The organism is Candidatus Nitronereus thalassa, assembly GCF_032191465.1.
Classification (GTDB): Bacteria; Nitrospirota; Nitrospiria; order Nitrospirales; family UBA8639; genus Nitronereus; species Nitronereus thalassa.
The window spans coordinates 309,814-330,523 of record NZ_JAQOUE010000002.1 but is presented as its reverse complement, the minus strand read 5'-3'; the positions used below and the strand labels follow the sequence as shown (position 1 = coordinate 330,523).

The following is a 20,710-nucleotide window of genomic DNA, read 5'->3' as shown; positions in this document are numbered from 1 at the left end:
TAAGAAAAAATGGGAGCTCGTATTTTTGGGCAAAGGCTACCAGATGCTCCAAGGCGATTATGGGTCTAGATGGTGCTTTTCAATGTGGTCAATTTCTGAATGTGGTACTTTTCTGAATGATTGAGTGTGGCTTATGGGAGTAATTACGAAACTTGGAAACGGGCAAAAACCTTTTTCCGATTCAAAGTTGTTAGCTTTGATATTCTCCCACGCTCTCTTTTGTGAAAGGTAATTCTTGAAAAACAATTCGGTGTTGGGTCTCATCCCAATCGCCATAGGCTGCGCCGCAAATTGCCTTGACTTCTGGCAGTGTTGCGCCTAGTTCATAAGCCAACATCGCCAATCGTCCCACCTCGTGCAACAGAGCCGTTTTACTTAAGGCGACGGCATATCCTCTCTTGTCACTAATCTGATGAAATGTAAACATTTGTTTGGTTCTCCTAATAAAAAGTAATCATATTTCCTATATACCGAGTTTCATTTAACGGTTTTGATCCAATAGATTTCTATTTAATTGAAGGAATTCTATTAAATTTGGCCTTGGATCGTCGATGCGTCAAATCACGACCTTAATGTGAGGTCTATCACCTCTTATGACTGAATATACGCGATTTGCTTAGGTATGTTGCGCTATCTTGCTAGGGACAAATCGTCTAATTGATTCGTCTTGTTTGCCGGGAAGGGAGAAGGAGGCTTAGGGAGAAACAGGGTTGGGAAAAAGAGGATGATCCGTCAATCCCTGATAAGCTTGTTCAAGAGTTCCGACGAATGAGACATGCATAAGGAACGGAATGCGCCATTCTCCATCCAGAGGGTGGGGCTCATCGGGAATGAGGACCCTCTCTAATTGTTCAGAATAAGCAGCATATACTTTATAGGGAATTCCAGTCACTGTTCCAATCTTACCATTTTCGGTAATAGTCCCTGTGAGGGTTCTGCCGTATTGTACGGTCTCGCCTTTGGCAAGGGCTACGACACTCAATGCCACCATGGCGGAGAGGCTATCCCCAAACATGGTTAACCCTGAGTAGGGAAATTCAAGGACAACAGTCCAAGAATCATCCTGAAGCCGTGCAGCCCTTGCTGCCCGGTCAATGGCCGTAGCGACACCTTTTCGGGCAAGTGGTCCAAAACGACCAGGAACTTTTCGAAATTGCACCTTCAGCCCATCATGATCCGGACGTTTCTGAAAATGAATCATCACATACATGACAATGCCTACTGGTTGTTGGGCTTTGTTCAGTGTGACTCCTAGGATAGGGACGGATTGATGCCGAATCTGAGTTGGCCCAGGAAGGGGTGAGGCAGATGATGGGGCGATGAGGGCGAGGCTGAACGCCATAGCAAATCCAATTCCTAACATATTTGAATATCGTGGGGGTGTAAACATGGAATTCCTTTCATTGGGCATTCAGTCATTCATGAGTATACTTGATTTGATCGTCCCTAGAAAAATTTTTCCGAAATAACCAAGCAGAACGTTCACTGACTGCGAATGAAAAGAATTATGGCCAAGGCTATTTGAAAAGATGTAACTCTCACCCAGAGTGACCATGGTGAATTCGTAGGTAACCACTAGGACTTTCCACCAGAGCTGCTGGACCAGTAATTTTTTCGGGAGAGTTCGGTGCCATGCATTTGTAGTTGGAAAGAAATCACCGGTTATTTTCATGTGAAAGTTGGAGGCCATTTGAATAGTGATGGGACTTGGTCCTATGCCACCCCAAAAATCGCAGCACAGAATATTGTGTGTTACGTGGCCTTGGGACAGGTTTGACCCTCACGGAGAGTGAGAATTTCTTTTCAGAAGAGGCCGGGAGTGAGTGGGCGTTGCCCGGATTATTTTGGGCTATGTGTCCAAAAATCGATCTGCGAGATCCGGGGTTGGCCTCCAACAGGTTTCACGTTTTCCTAAGACTTGATAGCGGTGCTTGGCCAGCCAATGATAGAACATATCTCGAAGCGGTTTTGGAATCCATAACAAGGCCGCGAGTATTGGCCACCATCCATCCAGCATTTTGGCAGTCATCAGAGCAGCGGTTGATCGGCGGTAGACGTGATCTCCGATGATAAGCACCATCGATTCCAATCGTTCCTGTTTTTCAGAATTCTGTTCAACAAATTTGTCCGAAAACGAGGATTGTAGTGAGGCAAAACGAAATTGCTTCCGGTGATCGCGTTGAATCACAAACTGCACCGTTTTGGTGCACAGATGGCAAGTCCCATCGTACAAAATAATTGGGCCGTTTGAATCTGGTGGCGAGGATGGATCTCGAAAATCCATGTGTACTTGTTAGATATCCGGGTTATGGATTCCAGTCTTGGGCCAGGGCTTTTTTCAGTATACACTTTATATAGGAAAGGAGCAGGAGTACCAGGCTCAAGGATACATCTCTGGCCTGCCATTGGTCACCCAAGCTCTCTTCCTCAGAAAAGAGCTTGGGCAGTCGTGAAGGACGTTCTCAATATGAGAATCTGTTACCTGACGAGGTAAGGCTTGAGCGTGCTAGGAAATACTTGAATCATCAGATCGCCATCAATCGTCATGGTCCCGGGCATGTTTCCGGTATTTTTTATGTGATAGGCGAAACACATTGTCTTGAATCTCGTGGCCGATTCTCGTATTTCGTCTGATAATATCGGCTAATGTTGTATTTTCGAGCCTCTTAATTTCATATCGCGAGTACATATTTTTGTAAAAGAAGCGATCTCCATCCCGGAATCGCTCGAATTGCTCCTTGAGGATTTTAAAGAACAGTGGCCCCACCAGCGCGCCGGGAACATGATCTTCGGCCAACCCACCGACCCACACGTCAATCATTTCAATTTGGTGATCATATGCTAGCGCGAGACGCTCTTGAATTTCCGGGTCTGATGAAATCTGAGAAAAGTCTGCTGCTGGAGTGAATCCATACTCAAGGCGTGCTTCATTGTAGGTAGGTAGTCCGTGGTCCCGACCTCGTTGAATATTTAACGATACCAAGTCAAGACCACCTTCCCCGGGTTTGCCAAACAAGAAATTTCGCACGTCATCTATGACATAATTATCCACCTCTTGGGCCAATTTTCTGCTGAGGCCACGGAGGATAGGCTCAATGCCTCCTTCCTGCCGCAAAAGGCCAGGAGCGAAAAATGCATCACGAAGTGCCAGGTGTCCAGCGCGAATGGGTTTCCCATTTTTCTTGAGCCGAAAAATTTCTGGTGACAGCATACTATGGCCGAGGCGGTAAGCGGCGGTCGAAAAGATATTCCCAGCCGAGGCATCGACGGTGGTATTGTAACCTCCGTAGGGTGACAAGGCCTTGGGCCCAAGTAATACTGGAATAAATTCGTTGTACGTGATGACTTGGATAAAGGCTCCAACTCTTCGTCGTGCTCGTTCGTAAATTTGATCCCCTGTAAGATGGCGGTTTCGTTTACGGATACGTTTTGCCAACCGGTTGTGCTCGCGCACGAATAACGTGTGCATGGTGGTGAGTCCCACTTGTTCGTTGGCGCGTATATCCCCCGCTAAAAATAAGTTTGGGTCCGGTCCGCCAGCATTAGGGAGGCCATCGGTGTTGAAAGGTAGAAGGTTCTTTTTGCTGGTCTTGAGCCGACCGGTTCCATCTAAGGTTCGTAAAGCCAGAGCCCGTTGGGGATCGGAACCGTAGATCATCGAGCCATCAAGGTACGAGGTAATGTTATTGAGTTGCTGTCTAGGATTTGAGGTATCGGTCCCTGTGTTGGGATCATACACTGACCTGTGAAAAGGGATGATTTCGTTGCCGGAAGATTGGGGGTCAAAATATGTATCCCCTTCAGGAATTTTGATGTCGTATTCTTCGGGTGGGTGGGCCTCAGTGGTAAGATCGAGGTCGTGATCGATAAATTGCCCCCATTGCCAGACCATATCTGTTGCGCCCATGTCATTGAAGCGAAGTTCAGACTGCGCGGCCACGATGTTGGAAATAGATCGAGGACTTGGGCGGCTGTACTCTGCCGGTTGGGCAATATCATCTTGGTAGTCGGGGTCAATGGTTCGATCGAGTTGAGAGTCGGCACTGCCCCACTCCGGGTTTTGGACGTTGTTGTATGTACCATCTATGGTTCTGGTTTCGATCGCCCAGCCTTCCAGCGGTATTGTCCCGAGGAGTGCAAAAATGAAACAGGTGGTCATGAGTGACCATCTGCTGATGTGATGATGAAATCGTTTTGATTGGGATGTTGGTCGGTTAATTGACATGGTCTTGATCTCCGTAGATGGCTGTGCAGACAAAAACAAAATGGGCATCCCTTCCCTGATTGTGTTTGTCTGGCTTGTGGGGGTGAGTCTGTTTCCAGCCTCCGTGCCAGGGTGAATAAATGTAATTTACTTCACGAAAGACGAAAGCAGAGTACCCCAAAAGGGGGGGAGGTTGAAATTACTCGAAAGAGGGGTGGGGAAGTACGTAGTTTGGTGTTTGTCGGTGTTGGAGAGATAGAAATTTGGAGTTGATCTCCCCTTATGGGGAAATTTTTGGAACACTTATTATTGGGACCGAGGCTATCGGTTCGTGGCGGGAAGGAAATAAAACAAGCAGTCGGTAGAGGCCATGATGGGGTCTGTCGTCATCATGAGGATTCTTCCCGCTTGAGCGAGATGGAGTTGACCTTTGTTGATGGAAAAGATTTCTTTGACGCGATTATTTCCTTTTGCATCAAAGGCCGTGAGCACATTGAGTTCGTCCGGTCCTGCCCAACCAATTTGTTCCCCGAAATACAACATATCAAAGTTTAATTTGTCGGCATCAGCTCGGAGGGTCAAATCGGCTGTGGTGATTGGCGAAGTGCCATAGGCCACTATCCGACCCTTTTGAAGTTCAATACGTACCGGGTGTTCAAAAACTGTGATGTTGGAGTTCTCTATTTCATTGGAAAAGAGATCATCCGTCTGGGCAAAGCGATTGATTCCGTCAAATGCCAATTGGTGAGACTGAGGATCGTGATATTCACCGCATTCCACGGCAATGGTGGGAATTTCAAACTCGATGGCTTCCATCAGGGCCCCTAATCGCAAATCCGTAATGACGAGTTGATCGGAGAAGAGGGAGGTCAGGGTTTTCTGCTTGTTCCCGGTCTGGGTGGTAATGGCATAACTCGGACTTCGCCCTGATGTATTATGAAGGTCAATTAACGCTTCGGGCTTCATAAGCCTCAATTGATCCAAAACTTCTTGGGCCATGCGCCCTTCTGTCCCATCAAAGGGTGCCTTCCAGCACCGATTTAAGTCTTTGTGCCCTGGCAATGTTCGAAGTGCAAAGCCTGGAGGTGCAAGGGCAGCGTCGATGGCGCCGAGGAAACATGCGACGTTTACTTGCGGTTGGTTGCCCAGTCGAAGCCATTGATGAATGGCGTGGACACCGGACGGTTCATTGCCGTGAAGCAGAGTGACAATGGCACGAGATCGTGATTGATCCTTGCCGGGGATTTCGATCCAGGTAGGCCCGCCAAGAAGTCGCAAAAATTCTTCTACCGAATCCCCTACTTCTTCAGGTCGTGGGTGTTCCCAAATCCGGAGAACCTCAGACTGATGTTTCATGGACAGGGTTCCCATTCGGTGACCGGGCGTCCTTCATTGGCATGGGTCAAGTATTTTTCAAGCATGGCGGCCAAGGCCTCCCTCCTTGACATCCGTTGCTCAAATTTCGTGAGCATGGAACGCTGCCATGTGGCGCCGTTTATCCCTGTGTCCACTCGCTGCTGAATAATTCCTAGCATGCGTTCTGTCTCTCCTTGGTCCACGCCGGCATGGAGTAGACCCTGTTTGGCAAGTGGGAGCATGGTCCTTGCCAGTTCCCGCACGGGTACCTCAGAGGGGGAGGGTGGGGAGTTGGATGGCCATAAGAGTTTTGCGTGCAATCCCACCTGTGCGGCCCTATAAAAATTTCGGTGCGCATAATCAAAGGGGAAGATCGGCAGGAGATGCTGAGCCTGGGTTTGGAGTCCCAAGATCATACCATATAGAAAAGCGGCATTGGCTGCCATATCAATTGGGGTTGGTCCCGAGGGCAATGTCCGAAGCTCAATCCGAAGATGTCCACCCATGGCTGGATCATAAATCGCGCGATTCCATCGCCAGACCGTGCCCTGATGCAGGCGCAATTCCTCCAAGGCCGGAAGCTCACCACGTTGATAGGAATCCATAGGGGCGTGTTCACTGAGTAGAGGCAGTAAGGGAGGGAAAAGTCCAACGGCTTCCGCAAATAATTCATAGGCGCCATCGCGGATCCACCCGTTTCCATAGGAAACCCGTGCTGGTTGGCTCCAATCTTTTTGGTGAGGTGGCCGATAATCAATTGCCTGTTTAAATAAGGCGATGCGGGTTTCATCCCACAATTGATGGCCGACAAATATCGGTGAATTGGCTGATACGGCCACGGCAATTGGGGTGACCAATTGAGCCATATTATACATGTTGGCAAACTCCGTCGGTGGAACGCGAAGGTGCAATTGAAGCGAGGTGTTGGCTCCTTCCAAAGTGACATCATTACAGGCCAGGGTGAGGGGTTCTTTTCCGTCGATACAAACTCGGAACGGGGCATGCCGTTGTTGACGTAGTGCCCAAGAGAGTGCCCGATAACGGGGGAGATCGGTTAAGGCTTGGGGTTGTAAGTCAGCTTCGGTGAGAGTGGGGAGGATGCCAATGGGTACGACACGTCCGCCTTGTGAAGCGGCGAGGTTGTTGATGGTGTCTAATGCGTTTGTGAGTTGAGTTTCTAATGCCGTAAAGGGGGATCCACTGAGGGGAAGAGGCGTCGTGTTATATTCGATATTGAATCGATCGAGTTCGAGTTGAAGTGACGAGTCAGCGCTTTGTGCTAGAAGAGAGCGGTTGATGGGAAAGGCCTGACCGTGTTGATCGATAATAGGAAGCTCGAGTTCGGCGCCAAGGGAAAGGGGTCCATTTCCAAATCCAGGACGACCGAGTAGTTCATGGAGAATGCTGAGGCTTTGTTGTAAGCGGCCTGCGAAGAGAGCGTAATCCTGTTTCTCAAACACTTCTTTGTCGATAGATAATCCCAAATTCTTCCTCGAAATTTATTGCCGAGAGAAAAGTCGTCCGCGTTTGTATCTAATTTTCGTATCTAATTATTGGAGAAATGGTGAGATACTTCCAGGTGTACTGCCTAATTCCTCTTACGCGATATTTTGATTGGCTTTTACAAGCGATTTCGGTCGTAACTCTTTTCAAATTGAATTGGCATCCATGACCTTTGTCAGGAAATGGAAACGCTTTGGATGCCAATCATTTCCATTGTTGACTGGTTGAAATTACTCATAGCTTTCAACAGATGTTCTCATATGTTGCCTTATTGATCCAGAACTTTTTCCTAGACTATATGGCTTTGATTTTCATGAACAAGAACGCAACGTAGAGGATATATGAACAGTTTATGCCTCGGGCGTAGTCAGGGCTCACTCCTCTCGGGAAGTGGATCTGAGCCTCGGTTGCATGAGATGGTTGTGAGTAAGGAGGCGTGTAATTTTCTGAATCTGTTCGCTGGAAAGGGTCAGCGGTCCGGCGTTTGAGAATCCTTGAGGTTTTGTTTAGTGAACATAGTGGCGGCTTGACTGCGACGAGTTATTCTGAGTTTTTCAAAGATTGTGGCAAGATAATTTCTCACTGTCTTATCGCTGAGTCCTAGAAAGCGGCCGATTTCCTTATTGGTTTTGCCTTCGGCGACTTGTTCCAATACCCTAAATTGTTGCGGAGATAAATCCCACTTTTTCGCGGGGGCTTGCGGTTGAGTTTTTTTGTTGACCCATTCTTTGACTTTTTCAATCACGCCCTGATCAAGGATGGAATGCCCTTCCGCGACCATTTCTATAGCCTGTGTGAGACGATCCGGACTCACTTCCTTGAGGAGGTAGCCCGATGCCCCGGCCAAGACTGCCGCCAGCATTGAATCTTCATCTCTATAGGATGTTAAAAAGAGAATGCGGGTCTTTGGACAAGTTTGAAGAATATCCCGACAGGCATCGACACCACTTCCATCGGGAAGACGAAGGTCCATGAGGACTACGTTGGGTTGAAGTCGAACAGCTTCCTGTTTGGCCTCCTCACAGGTGCCAACCTCCCCGACAATATTGAATTGAGGATTTTGAGCGAGAATGGTTTTCAAGCCAATGCGGACGACTTCATGGTCTTCGACTAACAAAATTTGAATCATGAGATGTTACTTCCCTCGGTTTGGTGCAGCGGTTGGCATGTGAATAATCACTCGGGTTCCTTCATGGGGAGCAGAGCGGATGGTCATCGTTCCCTGTAAATGTTCAGAGCGGGCTTTCATGTTGATAAGGCCGTGACCTGCGTGTGAGCGTTCTAGGGGAATGAATCCAATGCCATTATCGGCGATCTCAAAACGCAAATGGCCGTTTTCTCTGGTTAAGCTGATGGTGCTTTCCGTGGCTTGGGCATGGCGCAGACAATTACTCATCGATTCCCTGGCGATGTTGACAAGGTGCAGAGTGTTTTGTTGACACAGCAGATCAAGAGCTTCTTGATCAAGGCGCAATTGAAATGTTGGTCCATCCGGAATGGACATCGATTGAACCAGGTTGGTCAGTTCGGTGGAAAAGTCTCCAATATCATCTAGGTCCTTGGGCAGACCTTCGATAAAACCACGAATGTCCGTGATGGAGTTATTCACTTGCAACACCGCTTGGTCTAGAAATTCATACACTTCGGAAAAGTTTTGGGTTTCAAGGGGTTTTCGGATAGCTGCAATCATTAGCCCAACGGCATAAATGGATTGGAGCACATGGTCATGAAGGTCTTGGCTAATTCGAATGCGTTCATCAAGGAGTACCCGCAGGCGACCCTCACTTTCCTTAAGAGCTTCTTCCATGTGTTTCCGTGGTGTTAAATCACGGGCATTGACCACGACGGCTTCCACCTGGTGATGATCCTGATCCCACAATGGAGAGTAGGTGACAGCCATAAATCGTCTATATCCGTCGTGGAATTGGAACCAGCGTTCATAGGAAACACTTTCTCCCTGAAGGCAACGATTGAAGAGTGGTTGGATGTCGCGCTGAAAAATTTCCTGCCCTAGCAGGTCAGAAATATGTTTGCCAATGATGTCCTGAGCAGGAAGGCCGTGAACTTGTTCATAGGCGGTATTCACCCGTCGATAACGGTAATCCGGGCCTACGACTGAGACGTGATCTGGTAAAATGTCGAAGACTTGTTGGGTCAATTGTAGAGCTTCTTCTCCTCGTTTGCGCTCGGTGATATCTCTGGCATTTCCGAAAATGCCGATGATGTTACCCGCGGAATCGTAAAACGGAGACTTGGTCGTAAGGTAAGTTCGAGTGACGTTGGAAATGGTGACTTGTTCTTCAAAGGTTTGGCTTTGCTGGGACGCTAATATCTCCAAGTCTTTTTGCCGCGGGGCGATGGCTTGTTCAGTAGAGAGTAGATCAAAGTCATTTTTCCCAATGACCTCAGAAGGGGATTTCCCCAATAATCGGGCACCTGCCGAGTTAATCATGAGGTAGGAACCCTGTAAATTTTTAACATAAAATGCATCAATGGAGCCTTCGAGGACGGCATGGAGGACGGCGTGATTTTTTTCTAACGCCTCACGTGCTTGAATTTGTTCAAGTTCCGTCCCTATCCAACGGGCCATCAATTGTAGGAAGTCTTTCTCGGCTTCGGAAAATTTACCTTTGAAGACTTGCGGACTGCCAAAACACAAAATGCCATAGGTTTCATGCCCAACCATAACTTTGGTTCCAAGGTAGCTTTGCCAATTGAACGTGGAATGGCAAACGGAAGTAGGCAATGAGAGTTCACTGATTTGTTCAATGCCAATGGGTTCAGGTGATCCGATAGTAAGACCCCAGAAGGTGTGTTGCATGGGAACTGTGGTGCCTTCGACTAAAGAGGATGAAGGAGTATGGATATATTGGAGGGTGAGGTCTTCCCCGACGCCATGGGCAAGAAGTCCCGATGAAAGATGAAATCGCTCACACCCGAGTTGAAGTAACGCGCGAATGCGGGCTTCAAAATCTAAATTTGGTGAAGAGGTAATGTCGTAGAGTTTACGAATTGCCTCCTCGCTGGCAATAAGGGTTTCACTCGTGAGTTTTTGATTGGTGATATCTTCACAGACTAGGAACAGAACTGGTTCTTGTTCTTTGCTGTGTATGAGCCGAATGGTTTCTCGCACCCAAATGACGGTTCCATCTTTTCGAACATGACGAAATTCCAAATTTTCCAGATCGGAAGGATCGTGAAGATAGGCGTCGAATGTCTGGCGAACGATCGAAAGGTCATCAGGGTGACAAAGAGAAAATACGGATGTTCCTCGGAGTTCATCAGGAGAAAATCCCAGTTGCGAGGCTCCAAATTGATTGACTGAACGTACGGTCCCATTCAAGGCGACGGTAAAGTACATGGTGGGATTGTCTTCGTAGAGAGTTCGAAATCTGGCTTCGCTTTGTTGGAGGGCTAAACGATCGCGCTCTTGTTCCAACGCGATCCCTGCCAATTTTTTTGATGCCTCAATAATCTGCCAATCTTCCTGACAGGGAGTACGGGGTTGCAAGCAATACATGGCCAAAGTGCCCAAGACTTCATTGTCAGATGAGACGATGGGGATGGCCCAACAAGCCTGGAATCCTTGGTCTAAGGCGACGGTCCGGCTCTGATGCCATAACGGATCCGTGGCAATATCTGAAACGATGACGGGTTCTCGGCGATATGCGGCCGTTCCACAGGAATCCATGCCCACGCCGATTTTCATGCCATCTATAGTTTGCGCGTAGGAGCGAGGGAGAGAAGGCGCGGCCAGTAAATGGAGGGTCGTGTTGTGCAATTGGTGGATCGCGCATTGAATCCCGGGTGTAAGCGTTTCGATCCCCTCACATAGGCGTAAAAGGGTATGGGCAAGAGGTTGCCCTTTGGCAATCATTTCTAAAATGGATTTCTGTTCGTCCAATAATTGCTGAGCTTGTTTTTGGTTGGAAATATCTTCAAGAATGCTTCGTCTTTCTATGGGATTTCCTAAAGAATCTCGAATTAACCCAACGGTGAGGCTGACCCATCGTCGAGTGCCATCCGGTCGTTCCAGTTCTAACTCTTCCTTCTCCACTTCGAGTCCATGTTGGATCCAATGATGAAGCCTTTCAGCCTTACGTTTTCCTCGGAGGGTAGGGGCATACAGGTCGAGTTCTGATCTTCCCGGTAATTCATCAGGTTCGAGACCTGTTAACATTGCGGCGCAGGCGTTCGCACTCAGAATTTTTCCCTCCATGGTGCTGGTGAGATAGGCCACAGGTGCCGAATCAAACAAGTTTTGAAATCGGTCGGTACGATTCGTGGAATGGTCCAGTACATTCTGGCGTTGTTCAATAGCTAGCTCTGCTAGCTGTGCAGCGGTGTTCAAGGCATAGATTTCAAATGTCGAAGGCCGGTGGTTTTCCTCATGAAAAATCACCAAAGTTCCCATAGGTTGTTGATTCTTTTTCCCTATTGGAATCGACCACCAGGATTGAATACCATATTTATTTATACGATGGTGGATCCTGCTCCAGCCTGCATTTGTCTCTACTTCTGGAAAGGCGAGAACTTCATCTTGCGAGATTACCATGTCAGAAATTTCTAAAAATTCATGAGGGTCGAACTCATCAAGATCTGCGCAGAAGGCGATGGAACCACTAGGGGCCATTCGAAAAGTCTTCGTCTTGGTTTGGTCACTTGAAAGAAGAATGGCACAAATTGAAGGAGAAATGATTTTTTCCATCTGGAGACAAAGGGTCCCCAGAATGGAGCCGAAATCCTTTCGCTTAAGGATTTCCTCCCAAATGAGCTTCTGTGTGAGTAAAAGGTGCTTGGCTTGGGTTAGGGTTTCATCCTTGGAACGCATTGCCAGACTGCCTTTTGAAGGTTCCCTAATCATTTGGGAAGGTAATTCCACGCTAATGTATTTTCCCCTAAGATTAAATATTTTGGAAACTGTTTTTTTCCAACCAATCCCGTTTGCCTAGAGTTATGAGGCCGAACAAGATCGACAACCTATTGAATTTACAAGGTTCGCAGCTCTGTAAGCCTAGCGGCTTTTATAGGGGATCTTCCAGATGTATTATATACGCATGAATAGAGCTAAACGGCCCTATGAAAAATAACCTTAGAACTTGCCAGGAAAATGGAATTCTTCGGTAGGTAAAATTTTTCACTGAGAAACAAAGAGGGGAAATCAGCCAGTACTTGGTATTTAAAGAGTTGGTAGAAAATAATTGTGTGGTTTCGTTTAGAGAGGATGGTTAGTAACTCTTCAATATAGGTGAAGAGGAGAAGGGAAAGTATTTTCGGACAAGGTTCTTTGAAATTTTTTTGGCGAACATTATCAGTATAAAAAGAGAAAGCCCCTTCCCATTGAGGTTAAGGGGTCCTCTCTTTGTAATAAAATGGATTTTTTGAATCAATCGGACATAAGGAAAATGAAGGAAGTCCTCTGCTTTTTCTGGGTGTACCAAGAGAAAGTAAGAACAAAATCATTCCCACAAATTGGTCATAGCCCACTTAACTTGTGTCGGAGAATTTGAAAGTCAGAAATTCTTTTGACAATCCCCCTTACTTGGCGCTGACTTCGACTTCACTCTTTCTAGGCCGCCCTTGTTTGGTTGTGCTTCTAACGCGAGTATTAAGGACAGTATCATCCGTTAAATAGAAAAACTGATCATCGACAGATAATTTGTCCGACCAGGATCGACAGGCATCACACATCCGAATTCGGCGACGGTCAGGACTCCAGAAACGTTTTTCACAATGGCAGGCCTTCCCGCAGAGGCAGGCAACCCATCCGGCAAACGGAGAAGTTTCGGGTTCCGGCGTATCTTGTTGGTCAACCAACTCCCTGGCTTTTTGGACTGCACGGGTCCATGACCCCCAATGTCGAACAAAAAATTGAACCGAATAGGTCTTCTCTTCGGCAAGGTCATATTCTAGTTGGGTGAGATGGTCTCGGCCCTCCTGCCCCATAAAGCGAGCCAGTTCCTGCAGGGCCTTATGACGTTTCCACGCACTTAAAGGCTCCATTGTTCCACGAACGTTTATAGAATTTTTGCCTTTTGCCATTTGAATAACCTCTTGGAATTTTTCCCTAATTATTGCCTATTATTCTATCTAACATTAATTCATGCGGTTAAAAATTTAATATTTATTCGTAAATGTGAGGAAGTCATATATCACATTTTCCTTCATGAAAGGTAGATTGTCTTTCTAACTTGATGTATTTCTCAAATACTGTTGAAACCAATCCTACCTAAGCTATTGTAACCTGTCTCCTGTGCTTTTTTACAATTGGAAATATATTCCCTGGCAAAATAAACGACCTGATCAAAAAACTAATGTTCAATATTGATACTTTTAGTGACTACGGCGTTTTGAAAATAAATTCTGAGCACCCCATTAGGAAAATTTTTTATTGGGCCTTAGCTGATTGTGAGGGACTAAGCATTTCCCATAAATTATTCATTATTGTCCATACGTCATTTAGGTAAAGATAAGGTCCAGAGGGAAAACCGCGTTTTGTTGTGGCGATTTTCTACAATTAAGAAGAACTTAAAACTATTACTTATATCACAGCCACAATCTGTAACTAGGATTTTGCGCTTACTTTACCCTTTGGGCACCGGGTCCTAATTTTTCAATGTACCAGAAATACGGGGGTTTATTTTTTTCGTAGGAACAACGCAAAAAAACGTAGATTATCATAATGAAATTATAAAAAGATAGAGAGGCTTCTATTTTGATGTGGTTAGTCTAATGGAATGTTGATTATTTCCAATAACTTGGGGTGTTTTAACAGAGAGTAATCTGGTCGAAGGTGTAAATGGCCGCCTTATATCTGCCCTGGGTTACAAAATTGCGTCCTTTGTCGTGGTGGAAAAAGCGTAAATTCATGTGTTTTTTCAACTATTTGGAGCGGTGGTGCATTGGAGTATTCAAATGAAGAGAGGAGTTTTTCGGAGGGAGCGTATGAGATTGTTGGTCTTGTTGGGTGCTGTGTTCGGCTGAGATGCGAGAAAAAGGAGGATTGTTCGTGACCCATAATCCAGGATTTGAACGATTAGTCGAAAAAATTCGTTCGCGTGTTTCCGAATGTCGTGTTAGAGAGGTGAAGGATTGGCAGGATCGTCACGAGCCATTTCATTTTCTTGATGTACGGGAAGATCATGAATGGATGATTGACCATGCCCAGGGGGCTGTACATTTGGGAAGAGGAATTTTGGAGCGCGATATTGAGACCCTGATTCCTGATAAAAATGCCAAAATTGTGTTGTATTGCGGGGGAGGGTATCGTTCGGTTTTGGCGGCCATGAATCTTATGGAAATGGGTTATACTCGAGTGGCTTCGATGGAAGGAGGCATCAAGGCCTGGCGTCAGGCGGGATTTCCCGTTGAGCCAGGCCCTAACTCTCTATAAATGGCAAGCTATGAGGGAAATTTTCCTAGACGGCCAGGCATTGATAAACCGATTGTTATCTTAGGGGAACTTCTTATCAAATTCCTTGACAACTTCATTGGTGATGTCGAGTCCATTCCGGCTGTAAAGCACTATTTTCAATGTAGATTCGCTCCCTTTGTCGATGACGAGAGAAAATCCATGGCGGTCAGCTACGGCCTTGGTGGCCGCTTCGATCTTTCCCATATAGTCAGAGACCATAGATCGTTGTTTTTGAGCGAGTTCTTGTTGAAACTCTTGACCCCGCTTTTGGTATTCCTGCAGTTTTCTTTGGAAGAGTCCCTGTTTGGCTTTCGTGTCAGCTTCACTAAGCCCTTTGGTGTTTTGGAGTTCTTCCTGTAGGGCTTTGAGTTCTTCCTCATCAGAACCGAGGAGCTTTTGCCGAACGGTGGCATGTTCTTTTAAGGTTTCCAAGGCCCGTTTGCCGGATTTAGACTTTTCAATCACGGCTTGTGGGTCCACGATTCCCACTTTAAAATCGCTCGCAGCAAAAGCCTGCGGGAAGCCAAACCCTACACCGACCATAAAAATGGTCAGAAGTAGAATAGCTGTTTGTTGCGGCATAATGTTGGTAATCAGTTCACGTCCTCTTGGCATGACAAAGGCCTCCTTATCAGGGCTAATCAATAAACGTCAGGTTTCTCAAATGGTAGGGGATGTTTTCACTACTGAAGCACTGTACATCTAGCAGAAAACAATAAGCTCACGAGATTATTCACTCCATGCTGCCGTGTCAAGGGCGCCATGAGAGCTTCTAGGTTGTGATGTATCATGGCCTATTATACAGGATAAACAAATTAAAGCTGGGCGCATACAATTTATGGAATATTGAATTTCCCCAAGAGAACGAAAGGCTTGATGTATGGAGTTATACGATCCTTATTTGGTCTGCTTTGGAGATAGTTTGACCGCTGGTTATCAGAGGAACCCTTATGTTGATCATCAGGAAGAAGATACTCCCTATGGCGATTTTCTCCAAAAATGGGTGGCCACTCGGGCGCAGATTGTGGTGACGGGCATTTGCGGAGAGGTCACGGACGACATGGTAAAACGTTTTTCTCGGGATGTGGTCACTCGTAGGCCTCAAGTGACCGTCATTTTAGGTGGGACAAACGATCTAGGTCTGGGGGTGAGTCCTGGGCGGATTTCCCAAAATCTTGAACAACTGTATCAATTGTCAATTGAAGCCGGAATCCAGCCTGTGGGAGTGACGGTGCCGTCGATTCGTGTGGAAACTGGAGAGGGTGATCCAGGAGGTCTCCATAAAAGTGGTTCTAAGCCCTCGATTCCCCCTTGGTTGAAATTCCATATTGATCAAAGATTAGTATTAAATCGTCAGATCGTTGAGATGTGTCGGGCACTGACGATCCCATGCCTGGACCTCTTTTCAGAAACTGTTGAAGGTTCAGATCAACTGCTGGCTTCTCGGTACTCAAGTGATGGCCTGCATTTAAATACGGCAGGCTATGAAGCGTTTGCTCGATTAGTTTGGCGTCACCTTCTGGCGATACCCTTTGGAGACATTCTTTCTGAAGGTTGAGCCCGCGAAGTGAATCCCCTAGTTCTTGGAACTAGACGAGGAAGCTTTGGGTTTTGGAGTGGAAGCCGTTGATTTTGTAGGTGATCCCGATGATGACCCCGAAGACGATGCCGACCCGGAGGTGGAGGGAGGACTCCCCGCCGAGGATGAGCTATCTGAGGAAGAAGATGTTGTTGAACTGTTGTCGGTTTTCGTGCTGGAGGAGCTAGTATCTCCGCTGCCACTTTCGCTTTGGGAGCCTGTCGTGCCGCTGTCTTGTTTGCCGTCTGCTGAAGAGCTTGGCTTCGATAAATTAGGATCTTTCAGTTTATTAGAGTAATCCGTTACGTACCAACCGGTGCCTTTAAACACAATGCCAGGTGCGGAGATCAATTTTCTGACACTTTTTCCACATTTGATGCAAGCATCAACGAGGGGGTCAGAAAATTTTTGTTGGACTTCAAATTTATGGTCGCACGTTTCGCATTGATATTCATAAATAGGCACGGGGTTCTCCTCCTTGGGGAATCAACAGTAATGGCATAGTTCAATAACACCAAAATTCAGGAAGTCAAGGCAAGTCCTGATCTTAGGAAAGGGATTGAATGGCGGACTGAAATCGTGCCATGCCCCGTTGGATGGTTTCCATGGTTGGTGTGTAGGACATTCGAAGGTGAGAGGGGCTTCCAAAAGGTTCACCAGGAACGCTGGCGATCTGGGCTTCTTCCAACAGATAAGCAGCTAAATCCGCAGAGGTAGTAATGGTGCCTTTCGTGTAGCGACGGCCCAGAATTCCCGAGATGTTTGGGTAAGCATAAAAAGCACCTGAGGGGATGGGGCAGGTGACGCCGGGAATCGCGTTGAGCTCAGCTACCATCAGATCGCGTTTGGGGCGAAGGTCCTGAACCATTTCTTTAAAGAAGTCGTTTCCCCCCTGAAGCGCGGCCACAGAGGCCTTTTGGGCGATGGAGGTAGGATTCGAGGTGCTTTGGCCTTGAATATTGGACATGGCCGCCATCAGGTCTTTGGGTCCGGCGGCATATCCGATACGCCACCCTGTCATTGCGTAAGATTTGGACATGCCATTCACCAGTATCGTCTGCGGAACAATCTCCGGGTCCACGGACACGATGCTGAGAAAGGGAGGGTCTCCAAATATTAACTTCTCGTAAATTTCATCGGAGATCACCAACAACTTGTACTTCTTCGCGATCGTGGCTACTTGTGCAAGCGTGTTTCGAGAATAGATTGCTCCGGTAGGGTTGCATGGACTGTTTAACACCACGGCTTTCGTCCGTGGAGTAATGCAGGATTCCAGGGCTGATGGATCAATGGCATAGTTGTCCGTTTCCCGAGTTTCTAAAATGACGGGTGTGCCATCCGCCAAGCGAATCTGATCGGGATACGACACCCAATATGGCGCGGGAACTATGACTTCATCTCCGTGATCCAGTAGCGCCTGAAAAAGGTTATACAGGGAATGTTTGGCACCACAGGACACCAAAATCTGAGATTTATCGTAGGTAACTCCCTGGTCGCGTTGAAATTTTTCGATGATGGCTTGGCGGAGTTCATCCGTGCCAGGCACTGGGGTGTATCGGGTAAATCCTGATTGAATGGCGGCGATCGCGGCTTCTCGAATAAAGTTCGGGGTGGTTTGAGCGGGTTCGCCTGCAGAGAAATCAATGACATCAATCCCTTGGGCTGCCATGGCCTTGGCTTTCGCCGTAATGCTTAAGGTCGGCGAGGGAACAATGCGAGTGGAGCGAGAGGAAAGTGTCGTCATGGGTGTTTGGTATAACATTGCCGAAGTTTGTTGGCCACTTCAGGATGGACAAAATCTTCCAACGGGCCACCAAACATCGCGAGTTCTTTTACAATGCTGGAAGTCAGATATGAAAATTCTTCACTCGGCATGAGAAATACGGTTTCCAACTGCTCGTCAATTTTTCGGTTGAGTAACGCCATTTGAAATTCATGCTCGAAATCTGACAAGGCACGTAGTCCACGAATAATTGCATGGGCACCACGATCCCGGACATATTTCACCAAAAGTCCATCGAAGGGCTCCACTTCCACATGGGGAAACTCTTTCGTGGCGATTTTGGCTAATTCAACTCGATGGGCGATGGAAAGCAAAGGTTCTTTTCGAGGGTTAGGGGCGACCGCCAAAAAGAGACGATCGAATAAATGGAGACTACGGGCCACAATGTCCGTGTGTCCCCGTGTTATGGGATCAAAGGTGCCAGGGTAGACGCCTATCCGCATGAATCATCTTTCAATGGCAAGAAGAGCTTGTAAAACGTCAATATCGTATCGCCATACCGAGCTTGTCGGGTTTGATGGAGACGTCCGGTGGTTACTGGAAGGGATGTCTTTTTAAAATGTTCCACCACGACTAATCCGTGGGAAGCCAATTTGTCACAGGTATCAAGTTTCTTGAGGAGCGGTTCTAAATCCGAGACTTCATAAGGTGGGTCAGCAAACACCAAATCAAATGGATGGTCATCCCGCCGGGGAAAATCAGCGCTTAAATATTCCGTGACATCCTGGTCAATAATTGTGCTGTTATGCATGAGTTCACAAAGAGCAATGTTTTCGCGAAGAATTTGAATCGAGGTTGGCTGGTTTTCTACAAAGATAACCTTTCGTGCTCCTCGACTTAGGGCTTCCAGCCCAAGGGCGCCTGTTCCAGCATACAAATCTAAAACATTGGCGTTGGTAAGGCGTTCGGCAATGATGGAAAATAATGCCTCTTTGACCCGTGCCGAGGTCGGGCGAAGGCCGCGGCCTGTGGGCTGTTTCAGTCGCCTCCCTTTCTGAAATCCCGCCACTACGCGCATGGTCATTCGGGTTTTCCCACAAGGGAAAAACCTTAGCACACCATTTTGAACAGCAGCAAGAAGGGAGAGCCTGCGTGAGGTGGAATAAATTACGTATTAAAACCTACTTGTAGTGAGGCGAGGTTTGTTGGGACCAAGTGTTTGTTTGTGGACTTTTGTCTCTGATATTTTTATACCCCGAAAGGTCACAAGTATTACTGAGGCGAAAGATTCGAGGATACCTAACTGGCGAGGTCTTTCTTGATGAATCAGAAGTCTAGGGGCATTGCGCATTGGCCGAAATCTGAACGGCCTCGTGAACGTTTATTAGAGGCAGGCCCGGCAAGTTTATCGGATGCGCAGTTGCTGGCAATTCTTCTTCGCGTGGGTCGGCAAGATTTTTCAGCGGTCCAGGTGGCAATGGATCTCCTTCACCATTTGGAAGGATTGCAGGGATTAGCCAATCGTTCCCTCGAAGAGCTCTGTGCGGTTCCAGGGATTGGTCCGGCTAAGGCCGCACAAATAAAAGCAGCAATTGAGTTAGGTAAGCGGGTGCTTTCTACCCCACTGACGACCGGAACCAAGATCGCGAATAGCCAAATCGTGTTTCAACATTACTATCCCCTGGTTCGTGACCTGCGGCACGAAGTATTTAAGGTGATTTTATTGGATGCCAAACATGCCGTGATTCGGGATCTGACAGTGTCGGAAGGCAGTCTCACCACCAGTCTCGTGCATCCCCGAGAGGTCTTCAACGAAGCCGTACGTGAATCAGCCGCGGCAGTCATTTTTCTTCACAATCACCCCAGCGGGGACCCCTCGCCGAGTAGCGAGGATCGAATCCTTACCCGACGTCTCCAGGAAGCTGGAAACATCCTGGGGATTCAAGTTCTGGACCACGTCGTTATTGGTGATGGGCGATTTGTGTCTTTTGCGGATGAAGGATGGATAGCGTAAAAATTCTGACCTGAAAAGGCCAGAGTTATCGTGACCAACGAATTCTGATGAATAAGGAGCAATGAGACTGGGGGCCGTTTTAGTAGATTTTAGCTCGGGCTTCATGCTACAAGTGCGGCTTTTCAAATCGTTGCCCTTTTCTATATATTCATGGTCAAATACCCACACTACTGAGGTTTCGAAGGCTCAACTGGGTTGAACGAAAGCCTGAAGGGAAGAAGGTGACTAATGAAACTTAGTCAACAGGAAGTAGAATATGTGGCTGATCTCGCACGGATTCAAGTGAGCGAGGGGGAAAAGGATCAATTGAGTCAACATCTCAGCAGTATTTTGACCTATATGGAAGAACTCAATCAGGTAGACACCAATGGGGTAAGCCCGATGGCCTCCGTCGTGAGTCAGGCCAATGTGTTGAGAGACGACGAGGTGCGCGAATCCTTGCCCCAAGACAAGTCCGTGGGGAATGCTCCTGCTGCGAAGGATGGGTTGTTTCAAGTGCCAAAAATTATTAGCGATCGTTGAACGAGAAGGAATAGACGAATGTTACGTCAGATGTTGCGGGCTAAAATTCATCGTGCGGTGGTGACCGACGCATGCTTGGAATATGAAGGCAGTTTAACGGTCGATGAAGACCTCCTCGATGCCGCGGGCATCCTTCCGTATGAACTCGTGATGGTCTCAAATTTGAATAATGGCGAACGCTTTACCACCTATGCGATCAACGGTAAGCGCGGCGGAGGTGAGGTGGTGCTCAATGGTCCAACGGCGCGAAAGGGCGTAATCGGGGATCGCGTCATTATTTTCTGTTATGAATACTATAACGACGAAGAAGCAAAGCGTCATCATCCCAAGGTCATACAAGTGGATTCGCAGAACCGAATTACCAACACGCCGTAATGGCCTTCCTTTGCAGGTCT

19 protein-coding genes and 2 pseudogenes are annotated in these 20,710 nt (G+C 47.3%); 7 read left to right on the top strand and 14 right to left on the bottom strand.

The genetic code is table 11. The features are described 5' to 3' along the window. Positions 1–190: 190 nt before the first annotated feature. Both PPG34_RS16850 and PPG34_RS16845 read right to left on the bottom strand, forming a co-directional pair. The gene (locus PPG34_RS16850) at positions 191–427 is read right to left on the bottom strand and encodes a hypothetical protein (RefSeq protein WP_313834608.1); all 237 of its coding nucleotides are present in this window, start codon (positions 425–427) and stop codon (positions 191–193) included. A 267-nt stretch (positions 428–694) separates the two neighbouring features. After that, on the bottom strand, positions 695–1,390 hold the full coding sequence (locus tag PPG34_RS16845) for a S16 family serine protease (protein ID WP_313834607.1): 696 nt from the start codon (positions 1,388–1,390) through the stop codon (positions 695–697). Between the two features lie 234 nt (positions 1,391–1,624). Here PPG34_RS16845 and PPG34_RS18420 point away from each other — a divergent pair. Beyond that, positions 1,625–1,777: pseudogene (locus PPG34_RS18420) on the top strand (DUF427 domain-containing protein); the annotation flags it as partial. A 72-nt stretch (positions 1,778–1,849) separates the two neighbouring features. On the opposite strand, the gene PPG34_RS16840 reads toward PPG34_RS18420, so the two are convergent. The 7 genes from PPG34_RS16840 to PPG34_RS16810 form a co-directional block, all read right to left on the bottom strand. Further along, on the bottom strand, positions 1,850–2,284 hold the full coding sequence (locus PPG34_RS16840; RefSeq protein ID WP_313834606.1) for a thiol-disulfide oxidoreductase DCC family protein: 435 nt from the start codon (positions 2,282–2,284) through the stop codon (positions 1,850–1,852). Positions 2,285–2,536: 252 nt separating this feature from the next. Further along, positions 2,537–4,225, bottom strand: coding sequence for a peroxidase family protein (locus PPG34_RS16835; RefSeq protein WP_313834605.1), 1,689 nt, complete (start codon positions 4,223–4,225; stop codon positions 2,537–2,539). 300 nt (positions 4,226–4,525) lie between these two features. Next, on the bottom strand, positions 4,526–5,560 hold the full coding sequence (locus PPG34_RS16830; RefSeq protein ID WP_313834604.1) for a M14 family metallopeptidase: 1,035 nt from the start codon (positions 5,558–5,560) through the stop codon (positions 4,526–4,528). Next, positions 5,557–7,044, bottom strand: a complete 1,488-nt coding sequence (locus PPG34_RS16825) for a glutamate-cysteine ligase family protein (RefSeq protein ID WP_313834603.1) — start codon at positions 7,042–7,044, stop codon at positions 5,557–5,559. Before PPG34_RS16825 ends, PPG34_RS16830 begins: the two co-directional genes overlap by 4 nt. Positions 7,045–7,532: 488 nt before the next feature. Next, positions 7,533–8,192, bottom strand: coding sequence for a response regulator transcription factor (locus tag PPG34_RS16820; RefSeq protein WP_313834602.1), 660 nt, complete (start codon positions 8,190–8,192; stop codon positions 7,533–7,535). Positions 8,193–8,198: 6 nt separating this feature from the next. Then, positions 8,199–11,894 carry a PAS domain S-box protein gene (locus PPG34_RS16815; protein ID WP_313834601.1) on the bottom strand — a complete coding sequence of 1,232 codons (3,696 nt, stop codon included), beginning with the start codon at positions 11,892–11,894 and terminating at the stop codon, positions 8,199–8,201. A gap of 707 nt (positions 11,895–12,601) precedes the next feature. After that, on the bottom strand, positions 12,602–13,105 hold the full coding sequence (locus PPG34_RS16810; RefSeq protein WP_313834600.1) for a hypothetical protein: 504 nt from the start codon (positions 13,103–13,105) through the stop codon (positions 12,602–12,604). Between the two features lie 967 nt (positions 13,106–14,072). Between PPG34_RS16810 and PPG34_RS16805 the strand changes: the two genes are divergently transcribed. Beyond that, on the top strand, positions 14,073–14,456 hold the full coding sequence (locus tag PPG34_RS16805; RefSeq protein WP_313834599.1) for a rhodanese-like domain-containing protein: 384 nt from the start codon (positions 14,073–14,075) through the stop codon (positions 14,454–14,456). Between the two features lie 60 nt (positions 14,457–14,516). Here the strand turns inward: PPG34_RS16805 and PPG34_RS16800 are convergent, their stop codons facing one another. Further along, positions 14,517–15,092 carry an OmpH/Skp family outer membrane protein gene (locus PPG34_RS16800; protein ID WP_313834598.1) on the bottom strand — a complete coding sequence of 192 codons (576 nt, stop codon included), beginning with the start codon at positions 15,090–15,092 and terminating at the stop codon, positions 14,517–14,519. Positions 15,093–15,357: 265 nt separating this feature from the next. On the opposite strand from PPG34_RS16800, the gene PPG34_RS16795 reads away from it, so the two are divergent. After that, a complete protein-coding gene (locus PPG34_RS16795) occupies positions 15,358–16,035 on the top strand; it encodes a GDSL-type esterase/lipase family protein (protein WP_313834597.1) in 678 nt (225 codons plus the stop codon). A 25-nt stretch (positions 16,036–16,060) separates the two neighbouring features. Beyond that, positions 16,061–16,354, top strand: coding sequence for a hypothetical protein (locus tag PPG34_RS16790; RefSeq protein ID WP_313834596.1), 294 nt, complete (start codon positions 16,061–16,063; stop codon positions 16,352–16,354). Between the two features lie 26 nt (positions 16,355–16,380). Here the strand turns inward: PPG34_RS16790 and PPG34_RS18415 are convergent. The 4 genes and pseudogenes from PPG34_RS18415 to rsmD all read right to left on the bottom strand — a co-directional run. Then, positions 16,381–16,521: pseudogene (locus PPG34_RS18415) on the bottom strand (FmdB family zinc ribbon protein); the annotation flags it as partial. An 82-nt stretch (positions 16,522–16,603) separates the two neighbouring features. After that, positions 16,604–17,800, bottom strand: coding sequence for a pyridoxal phosphate-dependent aminotransferase (locus PPG34_RS16785; protein ID WP_313834595.1), 1,197 nt, complete (start codon positions 17,798–17,800; stop codon positions 16,604–16,606). Then, a complete protein-coding gene (coaD, locus tag PPG34_RS16780) occupies positions 17,797–18,282 on the bottom strand; it encodes a pantetheine-phosphate adenylyltransferase (RefSeq protein WP_313834594.1) in 486 nt (161 codons plus the stop codon). The genes PPG34_RS16785 and coaD overlap by 4 nt, the downstream gene beginning before the upstream one ends. After that, on the bottom strand, positions 18,273–18,863 hold the full coding sequence (gene rsmD, locus PPG34_RS16775) for a 16S rRNA (guanine(966)-N(2))-methyltransferase RsmD (protein ID WP_313834593.1): 591 nt from the start codon (positions 18,861–18,863) through the stop codon (positions 18,273–18,275). The genes coaD and rsmD overlap by 10 nt, the downstream gene beginning before the upstream one ends. A 237-nt stretch (positions 18,864–19,100) precedes the next feature. Between rsmD and radC the strand changes: the two genes are divergently transcribed. From radC to panD, 3 genes are all read left to right on the top strand, one after another. Continuing rightward, the gene (radC, locus tag PPG34_RS16770) at positions 19,101–19,793 is read left to right on the top strand and encodes a RadC family protein (RefSeq protein ID WP_313834592.1); all 693 of its coding nucleotides are present in this window, start codon (positions 19,101–19,103) and stop codon (positions 19,791–19,793) included. 228 nt (positions 19,794–20,021) lie between these two features. Beyond that, on the top strand, positions 20,022–20,315 hold the full coding sequence (gene gatC / locus PPG34_RS16765) for an Asp-tRNA(Asn)/Glu-tRNA(Gln) amidotransferase subunit GatC (RefSeq protein ID WP_313834591.1): 294 nt from the start codon (positions 20,022–20,024) through the stop codon (positions 20,313–20,315). 18 nt (positions 20,316–20,333) lie between these two features. Further along, a complete protein-coding gene (gene panD, locus PPG34_RS16760; protein WP_313834590.1) occupies positions 20,334–20,690 on the top strand; it encodes an aspartate 1-decarboxylase in 357 nt (118 codons plus the stop codon). The last annotated feature ends 20 nt before the right edge of the window (positions 20,691–20,710 follow it).

What these genes read in the sequence shown, in the direction of transcription:
- radC (WP_313834592.1), top strand. Translation starts at nt 19,101, where the DNA reads ATGAATCAGAAGTCTAGGGGCATTGCGCATTGGCCGAAATCTGAACGG.
- PPG34_RS16830 (WP_313834604.1), bottom strand. Translation starts at nt 5,560, where the DNA reads ATGAAACATCAGTCTGAGGTTCTCCGGATTTGGGAACACCCACGACCT.
- PPG34_RS16840 (WP_313834606.1), bottom strand. Translation starts at nt 2,284, where the DNA reads ATGGATTTTCGAGATCCATCCTCGCCACCAGATTCAAACGGCCCAATT.
- PPG34_RS16795 (WP_313834597.1), top strand. Translation starts at nt 15,358, where the DNA reads ATGGAGTTATACGATCCTTATTTGGTCTGCTTTGGAGATAGTTTGACC.
- PPG34_RS16810 (WP_313834600.1), bottom strand. Translation starts at nt 13,105, where the DNA reads ATGGCAAAAGGCAAAAATTCTATAAACGTTCGTGGAACAATGGAGCCT.
- PPG34_RS16800 (WP_313834598.1), bottom strand. Translation starts at nt 15,092, where the DNA reads ATGCCAAGAGGACGTGAACTGATTACCAACATTATGCCGCAACAAACA.
- PPG34_RS16815 (WP_313834601.1), bottom strand. Translation starts at nt 11,894, where the DNA reads ATGCGTTCCAAGGATGAAACCCTAACCCAAGCCAAGCACCTTTTACTC.
- PPG34_RS16845 (WP_313834607.1), bottom strand. Translation starts at nt 1,390, where the DNA reads ATGTTTACACCCCCACGATATTCAAATATGTTAGGAATTGGATTTGCT.
- coaD (WP_313834594.1), bottom strand. Translation starts at nt 18,282, where the DNA reads ATGCGGATAGGCGTCTACCCTGGCACCTTTGATCCCATAACACGGGGA.
- rsmD (WP_313834593.1), bottom strand. Translation starts at nt 18,863, where the DNA reads ATGACCATGCGCGTAGTGGCGGGATTTCAGAAAGGGAGGCGACTGAAA.
- PPG34_RS16850 (WP_313834608.1), bottom strand. Translation starts at nt 427, where the DNA reads ATGTTTACATTTCATCAGATTAGTGACAAGAGAGGATATGCCGTCGCC.
- PPG34_RS16785 (WP_313834595.1), bottom strand. Translation starts at nt 17,800, where the DNA reads ATGACGACACTTTCCTCTCGCTCCACTCGCATTGTTCCCTCGCCGACC.
- PPG34_RS16835 (WP_313834605.1), bottom strand. Translation starts at nt 4,225, where the DNA reads ATGTCAATTAACCGACCAACATCCCAATCAAAACGATTTCATCATCAC.
- panD (WP_313834590.1), top strand. Translation starts at nt 20,334, where the DNA reads ATGTTACGTCAGATGTTGCGGGCTAAAATTCATCGTGCGGTGGTGACC.
- gatC (WP_313834591.1), top strand. Translation starts at nt 20,022, where the DNA reads ATGAAACTTAGTCAACAGGAAGTAGAATATGTGGCTGATCTCGCACGG.
- PPG34_RS16820 (WP_313834602.1), bottom strand. Translation starts at nt 8,192, where the DNA reads ATGATTCAAATTTTGTTAGTCGAAGACCATGAAGTCGTCCGCATTGGC.